Here is an 8437-nt window from a genome sequence, read left to right on the forward strand (position 1 = left end):
GTGGCAACCGACGATCGTGATGGATCACCCGGTCGAAATTTCACCGCTTACAAAAATTCATCGGTCGAATCATACACCAGTCCATGAAAGTGAGCACACGTATTCTTATGGGAAACTATGTCCGCGCGGCTCTTTCGCTCGCGCTGCTGGCGGCCGCCCACCCCTCGCCGGCCGCCAAGGGTTTGGCGACAAGCCCAATTACATTTTTGAACGCCTCCGGATCCACGAACGTCACCGTCACGTACTTCAACGGCGACAGATTTGTCTCGGAGGCAACCGCCGCCGGATCGTACTGGATCTCGGACAGCGGCGCCACGTATAACGCCTTTTGCACCGACCCCTTTGATTCCATTTACAATGGCGAATCCTGGAGCGTCACCAAAGCGCCGACGAGTTCAGCCCTCGGCCTTTCCTCCGCGACCTATCCATACGGCCCATATAATATCAGCGCGATCGACTATATCGGCCAGTACTACACGACGGGAGGCTCGCAGGCCGCCGCCCAAATCGCCGTTTGGGACCTCGTGCTTGGCGGCCATGTCTCCTACGACGCCGCAGCCGGCAATTATTTTTACGATGCGGGCAAGTTCACCGCGCTTGGCGTCTCGGCAAAGGATGTCTATGAGGTCGAGCAGAAGGCTCTCCAAAGTAAAGGCAGCTCTGGATCGGTCTTTCTGAAGCAAGTGAACGGCTCACAGCCTTCTCAGTTCGGACGCCCTCAGGACTTGGTGACACACGGCGAGTTCTCAAACGCCGGCAAGATCGCCGCCGTCCCGGAGCCTTCCGCTCCCCAAATGGCGCTGTGTCTGGCGCTCGGAATGGGAATCGTTTGGGGAATTGGACGCCGAAAAAAGCCCGCCCCGCCGGCAGGTTGACGCCTGCTCCGGGATACATTTAATTCCGTTTCAAGCAACCGTACATATACTGTGTTATAATGTTCCTAATAAGTTTTAATTAGGAACATTATCACAACACAGGGAAAGCGGGTGTACGGATTTTGAAGACCCAAACAATTCTAAACGCACTGATCGCCATATTTATCTTAAGCGCCTCTCCTGCGCTTGCCTCCGAACATGTCACTTTTGTGGACGCATCTGGATCGTCCGGCGTCACCGTGACATATTTCAACGGAACGAGCATTGTATCGGAGGCGACGAGCGCCGGGCAATACAACTTCACGGATGGCGTTGGAAACGTCTTCAACGCGTTCTGCACGGACCCATTCGATTCGATTTACTATGGGGAGTCCTGGGATGTGACGCGCGTTCTTACAACATCTCCAGAGGGGTTTTCCTCGATCACGTATCCTGTTGGCCCGAACAATATCAGCGCTCTGGATTATATCGGACAGCACTATTCCGCAAATGGGTCGCAGCCTGCGGCGCAGGTGGCGGTGTGGGATCTGGTCGTCGGCGGACATGTGTCCTATGATGCCGGAACCAATACGTATACCTATGATGCATCCAAATTTTCCGCCGACGCCGGCGTCTCCATCAAGGACGTCTATGAGATCGAGCAGCTAGCGCTCAAAAGCCATACCAGTCAGAAATCGTACCTGCTCAAGCAGATCGACGGAACGCATCCATCCTACTATGGACGGCCGCAGGACTTGCTGACTTACAACCCCATCTTCGGCCATTCCGTCGTTCCTCCTGTCCCGGAACCCTCGGCGCCGCAAATGGCGTTCTGCCTGGCCCTCGCTTTCGGCGTCGTGCAGCTCTTTGCTCGCCGACGTAATCGCCATGCGGGCGCGTAAGAAACACGATTGACGGGAAGCATGGGGTAAGCGGCGCCGGCAGGAGAACGCGACGTTCCCGGCGAACTTACCCCCATGCCGCCTACCCCCAAAGAACTTCTCAAAACGTACTTCGGTTTCGACGAATTCCGTCCCGGCCAGGAAGCAGTCATTGAAGGACTGATCGAGCATGGCGCGGCGCTCGCCGTATTTCCCACCGGCGGCGGGAAGTCCCTGTGCTATCAGCTGCCCGCCCTGATGTTCGAAGGCGTAACCATCGTTGTCTCCCCGCTGATCGCCCTGATGAAGGATCAGATCGACTTTCTGGTCCGTCGCGGAATCTCGGCGGCGCGGCTCGATTCGACGCTCACCGCAGATGAAGCGCGCCGGATTTCCGAGCGGGTTCTCAGCAATGATCTCAAAATTCTCTATGTTTCTCCCGAGCGCTTCAACAACGAACGGTTTCTAGGGCTGATCGAGCGAGCGCAAATCTCGCTGTTCGCCGTGGATGAGGCGCACTGTATTTCGGAATGGGGCCACAACTTTCGTCCTGATTATTTGAAGCTCGCCGATGTCGCGCGCCGGGTGCAGGTGGAGCGCGTTCTGGCGCTGACGGCTACGGCCACGCCGAGTGTCGTTGCGGACATCTGCAAGGCGTTCAAGATCCCCGAGGCGGGATCGACCGTGACTGGGTTCTACCGGGAAAACCTCGATCTTCTCACTACCGCCGTGGTCCCAGAGGAGCGCGACGCCATCCTGCAAAAGCGGCTGACAACACGCAAACCAGGCTCGACCATCGTTTATGTCACACTTCAGCGCACCGCCGAAGAAGTCGCCGCGCGCCTGGAGCGCGCGGGCCTTCCAGCAAAGGCGTACCATGCCGGCATGGACGAGCCGACACGGACTTCCACGCAGGATTGGTGGATGGCGGCGGACGACGGCATTGTGGTGGCGACGATCGCATTCGGCATGGGGATCGACAAGTCGGCCGTACGATACGTCTACCACTATAATCTTCCGAAGAGCCTGGAAAGCTACAGCCAGGAGATTGGGCGCGCGGGACGGGACGGCCAGCGATCTGTCGTGGAGATGCTCGCCTGCTCCACCGACATTCCGACCCTGGAAAATTTCTCTTATGGCGACACGCCCACGAAAAAAGCTCTGCGCGGACTTCTGGAAGAGCTTTTCTCCCTCGGCCCCGAGTTCGACGTCAGCGTGTTCGATCTTTCCTCGCGACACGACATCCGGATCTTAGTGCTGCGCACGATCCTGACGTATTTGGAGCTCAGCGGCTTCATGCGCCAGACCACCCCGTTTTACGCCGCCTATGAAGTCAAACCCGTGGTCTCCATGAACGAGATTTACGGGCAGTTTTCGGGCGAGCCGGGCCGGTTCCTGGCGGCGCTGTTCGCGCAGGCCAAGCAGGGACGTTCCTGGTATACGATCAATCCCGACAATGCGTCTGAGGCGCTCGGCCAGGAACGGCGGCGCGTGGTGCGTGCGCTGGAGCTGCTTCAGGAGCGTTCACTGGTGGAGCTGAAGGTTAGCGACGCCCGCCTGCGCTATATCCGCTTGGAAAAAGAGCCGGACATGGGCGAGCTCACCGTGGAGCTTCAAGAGCGATTCGCGCGGCGTGAGGCGCAGGAGCAGGAGCGTCTCGGTCATGTGCTGGAGCTTGTCAACGAAGAAGGGTGCCAGACAAACCGATTGGTGGCCTACTTCGGTGAAATCCGGGAACAGCCCTGCGGCCATTGCGGCTACTGCCGCACTGGACGCGTCCGCCCGATGACGCCCGCTCCGGAGGTCTTTCCGGAACTTGAACCGGACGAGCAGGACCAGTTCGACGCCCTTGCTGCGTCGCACACCGCGCTCACCGAGCCGCGCCAACGAGCGCGCTTTTTGTGCGGCCTGGCCAGTCCCGCGCTCACGCGCCAAAAATTGGCGCGCCATGCGCTTTTCGGACGCCTGGAGGCCTGCCGTTTCGTCGACGTTTTGGAATGGTGTTCGCTCGAAGAGCCAGAAACAGAGGAATATGAGGACGAATTTCCATAAAACCAACCAAGTCACGCCCAAAACAAATCCATCAAATCAAACATGACTTGACGGGGCCGCGCTCGTGTGCTACACTTTGACATCACCCACCCGTTTCTAGGACACCTAATGGCCACCATCACCGATGTCGCACGCGCGAGCGGAGTCTCCGTAGCGACAGTTTCGTATGTCATCAATAACGGCCCCAAGAACGTCCTGCCCGAGACGCGCGACCGCGTGCTGAAGGCAGTCGAAGAACTTGGCTATCGTCCCAACCTGCTCGCGCGCGGATTGGTGCGACGGCGCACCGATATGATCGGCCTGCTGATCTATCACCTGAGCAGCCCCTTCTTTGCGACCGTCGCCGCGACCGTCGAGGCGCATGGGCACGATCTTGGGCTGCACACGATCGTCGACGGCGAGCGACGGTTTCGCACCGACGGCAAGCATCAGGGCAAGCTTTCGGCATGGCCGCTGGATGGCGCGCTGATCTGGGCGGACACCGGCGAGGATCTGTCGGGATACCTGGGCGAAGCCGCCCGTCTGCCGATTGTCTACATCGGCCACGACCGTCCGAACGCGGACTGTGTGACCATCGACTTCCATGACGGCGCCAATCAAGCGCTCTCGCACTTGACGGAGCGCGGCCGGCGTCGGATCGGCTTCGTCACCACTCAATCTCCCGCCCAGGTCACGGCCGCCACCGAAGGTCGCGTTCGCGCTTATCACGATCATTGCGCCGCCGTCGGCTCCGAGCCGTGGGTTGTGCATGTCGCCGAAACGCCGTCGGTTCGGGATGGTGGGCTGGCGGCCGGAGCGCAGATCGCCGCGCTTCCGCCGGACCAGCGTCCGGACGCGCTATTCTGCTACACAGACCTCGTCGCCGTCGGAGTCTTCCGCGGACTGCGGCGCGGCGGAGTGCGAGTCCCTGAGGACATCTCTGTCGTCGGCTTCGATGGCATTGAAGAAGGGCGTTTCCTGGACACCCCACTCACCACCATTTGGACTCCGATCGACAACCTCTGCCATGAAGCTCTGACTCTGCTGCAGCGGCGAATCGCATCGAACGAAGGACCACCCGAGCAGCGCCTCCTCAAAGCCGAATTGCGTGTTGGCGGGACCAGCTAAACAGACGTTTTTGACGGTCTCTGCGCTCGTTGCAAGCCGTTGCTAAAAACCAAAAAAGTCGCGTTTTTCGGCAAAAATTTCTCAGAAAAATTGACTCGAATCTTCCTGCGAATCGACTCGGATTCCCGTTCGGAATCCCGGAGTCGTTGGGTATTATATTACCCACCAGCGCGGTGGAGTCCTGAGAGTCCCCGCGTTGATCCGCCAAACCGCTGTCGATAAACCAAAAAAATTGAGCAAATTGGATCGAGCCACACGCAGGAAAATAGGAGTCGACTGAATGGACGAGGGATCAACAAATTCCGCAGGAAAGAAGAAGGAAACGCAAGGCGCAACAGCAATAGGCTCAGAGATGGAGCAGCGGGTCCGCAGTCATTTTTCTCGGTATACGCTGACCCACTACACGGTGACGGAGCTGATCACCATGTCGTCCGTGATCGAGCGGATGGCGCCGGGTAAAAACCCAATGGACCTGGCGGGATTCATGGACTGGGCGACGGGACGTCTGCTGGGACGCCTGGAGCAACTGCCGGGAATGCCCAACGAGAGCGAACTCTTCCCGCTCGGCCTGATGGGCGTCAACGAAACCAGCAAGAACTACTACGGACATCAGTTCCACGAGCTCGCGCCGGCGCAGCGCGATGTGGTTCTGCGATCTATCGAGGACGGAGTCGCTCCCGGAAGCATCTGGCAGCAGATCCCGTCGGATTACTTTTACCGCCGATTTTACACCAAGGTTCTGCACGGCCTCTTCGCCGAGCAGAAAGAGTGGACACGCATCGGGATCCTCCGCAGCCCCGATCCCACCGACCGGAAACGCGATTCGCAGTCATTTCTGCAAATCACCTAATTGCCCGCAAGCACTTATCAAACAGCCCGCGCCAAACAATGGCGCGGGCTGTTTTTGTATTTCAGGCAATCGACAATACCTAACCCGCCGGGCGAATGTTCTGGTTCACTCGGAACAAGTTGTTCGGATCGTATTGCCGCTTTACCTCACGCAGGCGTGTGTAGTTTCCACGGTAGGATGCCTGAACACGCTCCTGCCCCTCTTCCATCATAAAGTTGACGTAGGCGCCGCCAGCGGAGTACGGGTGCAGAGCTTCCCAATAGTTTCGTGTCCACGACACGATGCTCTCGTTGTTGGCTGGGTCGGGATCCACGCCGACCATCACCTGAGCCCAGGTCGCGTCACGATAGCTAAACGCGGTATCTTCGGCTCCGACTCGGTGCGCCGCCCCATCGATAGGATACAGATGCATCGTCGACTGCCAGGTCGGCAGCTCCATACCGAACTTGACGTGCTGATCGATCGCCTCATCGCTCAGCTCTTGGACGAAGTCGGCTCGCCAGTACCATTGATGCCCCGCCGGGTAGATGGGATCGAACACGCTTTGCAGCGCCGAGAACGGGACGGGACCGACACCATGCAGGGCGGGCGAACCGAACTCACGGATCGGGCGGAAGACCGCGTCCGCCAGCTCCTCCGGTCCAGTGTAACACCAGACCACGCCGCACATTTTCTTCAAATGCAGGTGCTCTGGGAAAGGCGGCCCCGGAGGCACGGTGAGGAAGGCGAAAAATCCGTTCAGATCTTCTGGGGCGGAAGGCAGGAACTCACGATACCAGCGCATGACATCGCGGGCCTGTTCGATCGGCCAAAGGGTCGGACCGGCCATCACGGTGGAAACCGGATGCGTGCGGAATAGAAAAGAGCAGACAACGCCAAAGTTGCCGCCGCCGCCGCGCAATCCCCAGAAGAGATCCTCATGCTCCTCGGCGCTTGCCGTCACCAGACTTCCATCGGCAAGCACGACTTCGGCGGCCAGCAGGTTGTCGATCGTCAAGCCGTACTTGCGGGTCAGATGTCCGATCCCGCCCCCCAGCGTCAACCCTCCGACGCCGGTAGACGAAATAATTCCGGAAGGCGTCGCTAAACCGAAGGCATGTGTCGCCTGGTCCACTTCGCTCCACAGACATCCACCTTCCACGCGGACGGCGCCACGCTCCGGATCAACTTGAATCCCTTTCATCTCGGACAGATCGATCACCAATCCGCCATCGCAGACGCCAAGACCGCCCGCGTTGTGCCCACCGCCGCGAACCGAGACCAGAATGGCGTTACGGCGCGCGAAGTTTACGCAGACAATGACATCCTGGGCGTCCACGCACCGAGCGATCATCGCCGGGCGCCGCTCGATCATTGCATTGTAAACAGATCGCGTGTCGTCATACGCCGCGTCTCCCGGCCCAATCAATTGGCCCCGCAGATTGGCGGCAAGCTCCTGAATGAGCAGTTCATCCAGCGTTCGGTCCGCGCCGTCCAATGTCTTCCATGCTATTTCCGGCTTTTGCGGCGTCCTCGCCTCAAAATGCCCATCGACGCTGCTTTGCGTCTTACTGTGCTGCTGTTCCTGCATCTCTGTTCTCCTGATGCCTGAGCCCGATACATTCTGAGCATAAGCAAGGTGTATGGTTATAACATTGAATGAAGCCATTCATCAAGTACAATATCTGTACTGAATAGACGACGCGAATAACGGGACTCTATGCTATAGTGCTGTCCGTTTCGCCGCCGCCGCGTGTGATAGCTCCCTGCACGCACCCAACAAAATGGTAATGAAATTACTCAGCGGAGGGAATGATGATTGCTCAGAGAGCCAGCTACGGACAATTCTGTCCGGTTGCTAAAGCATGTGAGGTATTTGCCGAGCGATGGACACCGCTCATTATTCGTGAGATGTTTATGGGAAGCCAGCGTTTCAGCGACATTCATCGGGGAGTGCCTCTGATGTCGCGGAGCCTGCTATCGAAGCGTCTACAGGAACTTGAACGCTCGGGGGTCATCCTGAGAACGGATTCCGGCGGGGGAGGCATCGTTTATTGCCTGACAGCCGCCGGCGAGGGATTAGGGCCCATTGTCGTGCAATTAGGGAACTGGGGAAAGCAGTGGACGCGGAGTGAAATGACAGCCCGTGACCTGGATGTCAGTCTTCTGATGTGGGATATGCGCCGCCGCATCGATCATCAAAAGCTTCCTGAAGGAAAAATCGTGGTTCATTTTCAGTACCACGACGCCCCCATGGAGCGCCGGAGATGGTGGCTCGTTTTCGATCATGGCGAGGTGGATCTATGCCTGATCGATCCAGGCGTCGAGCCGGATCTCTATCTCAGCACCAGCGTCAGCACAATGACCAGCATCTGGATGGGCGATCTTTCCTACGGTACGGCGCTGCAAACCCACTGCTTGACGCTGGAAGGACCATCCGAGCTTCGCAGCCGTCTGCCATCATGGCTCCGACTCAGCGTATTCGCCGAAGTAGAGCGCCAGGTCGGCTGAAGCTCTGCTTCTCCGCCGCCAGCCGCATCCTAGATGGTTGGCGGTGAACGGAGCCTCAAACGCAAGAAAGCCCTACAGTGTGAGCTGTAGGGCTTTCTTGTTTCTGGTTCATCACTTTCGTGATTGATTATTAATCTGGCGGCGTCCTATTTTCCCGGGCAGTTGCCCACCAAGTATCTTCGGCGCAGGAGAGCTTAACTTCC

The 8437-nt window shown here is 58.4% G+C and carries 7 protein-coding genes and 1 pseudogene; 7 read left to right on the top strand and 1 reads right to left on the bottom strand.

From position 1 onward, the window contains the following. Positions 1–83 precede the first annotated feature (83 nt). The 5 genes from ABIZ35_RS24990 (at position 84) to ABIZ35_RS25010 (ending at position 5744) form a co-directional block, all read left to right on the top strand. A complete protein-coding gene (locus ABIZ35_RS24990; RefSeq protein WP_348222652.1) occupies positions 84–875 on the top strand; it encodes a hypothetical protein in 792 nt (263 codons plus the stop codon). 122 nt (positions 876–997) lie between these two features. Next, entirely contained in the window at positions 998–1756 is a 759-nt protein-coding gene (locus ABIZ35_RS24995; RefSeq protein ID WP_348222653.1) for a hypothetical protein, read from the top strand. A gap of 75 nt (positions 1757–1831) precedes the next feature. After that, on the top strand, positions 1832–3787 hold the full coding sequence (locus tag ABIZ35_RS25000; RefSeq protein WP_348222654.1) for a RecQ family ATP-dependent DNA helicase: 1956 nt from the start codon (positions 1832–1834) through the stop codon (positions 3785–3787). 108 nt (positions 3788–3895) lie between these two features. After that, positions 3896–4894, top strand: a complete 999-nt coding sequence (locus ABIZ35_RS25005) for a LacI family DNA-binding transcriptional regulator (RefSeq protein WP_348222655.1) — start codon at positions 3896–3898, stop codon at positions 4892–4894. Between the two features lie 280 nt (positions 4895–5174). Continuing rightward, complete coding sequence (locus tag ABIZ35_RS25010) at positions 5175–5744, top strand: gluconate 2-dehydrogenase subunit 3 family protein (protein ID WP_348222656.1); 570 nt, start codon at positions 5175–5177, stop codon at positions 5742–5744. Positions 5745–5823: 79 nt separating this feature from the next. On the opposite strand, the gene ABIZ35_RS25015 is transcribed toward ABIZ35_RS25010, so the two are convergent. After that, the gene (locus ABIZ35_RS25015) at positions 5824–7314 is read right to left on the bottom strand and encodes an FAD-binding oxidoreductase (RefSeq protein ID WP_348222657.1); all 1491 of its coding nucleotides are present in this window, start codon (positions 7312–7314) and stop codon (positions 5824–5826) included. Positions 7315–7538: 224 nt separating this feature from the next. On the opposite strand from ABIZ35_RS25015, the pseudogene ABIZ35_RS25020 reads away from it, so the two are divergent. Continuing rightward, a pseudogene (locus tag ABIZ35_RS25020) lies at positions 7539–7844 on the top strand (helix-turn-helix domain-containing protein); the annotation flags it as partial. Between the two features lie 15 nt (positions 7845–7859). Beyond that, complete coding sequence (locus ABIZ35_RS25025) at positions 7860–8234, top strand: hypothetical protein (RefSeq protein ID WP_348222658.1); 375 nt, start codon at positions 7860–7862, stop codon at positions 8232–8234. Positions 8235–8437 lie beyond the last annotated feature (203 nt).

The sequence above is a fragment of the Capsulimonas sp. genome, from assembly GCF_039929585.1.
Taxonomy (GTDB): Bacteria; Armatimonadota; Armatimonadia; order Armatimonadales; family Capsulimonadaceae; genus Capsulimonas.